Source organism: Faecalibacterium sp. DFI.5.82, assembly GCF_029076575.1.
Taxonomy (GTDB): domain Bacteria; phylum Bacillota; class Clostridia; order Oscillospirales; family Ruminococcaceae; genus Faecalibacterium; species Faecalibacterium duncaniae.
Window position 1 is genome coordinate 1 of record NZ_JARFIS010000695.1, and the last position, 303, is coordinate 303.

Here is a 303-nt window from a genome sequence, read left to right on the forward strand (position 1 = left end):
GTAGTAGAGAAAGCTGGACTTCTTCACAAAGTCGTCCACACCCAGCGGGCTGGAGAAGCGGGCCGTGCCGCTGGAGGGCAGGGTGTGGTTGGGGCCTGCAAGGTAATCGCCCAGGGCCTCGGGCACATTGCGGCCCAGGAAGATGCTGCCCGCGTTTTTGATCTCGTTCAGCACGCCGAAGGGGTCCTCCACGCAGACCTCCTGATGCTCCGGCGCAATGATGTTGCAGGCCTCAATGGCCTTGTGCAGGTCGGTGCAGACGATGATCTTCCCGTTGTCGTCCACGCTGGCGCGGGCTATGGC

General features: G+C 62.7%; 1 protein-coding gene. It reads right to left on the minus strand.

Going from position 1 to position 303, the window contains the following annotated elements; genetic code table 11:
* Positions 1-303, minus strand: a 303-nt coding sequence (locus tag P0G09_RS18490) for a histidinol dehydrogenase (protein WP_275253402.1), incomplete at both ends; no start/stop codon positions are given.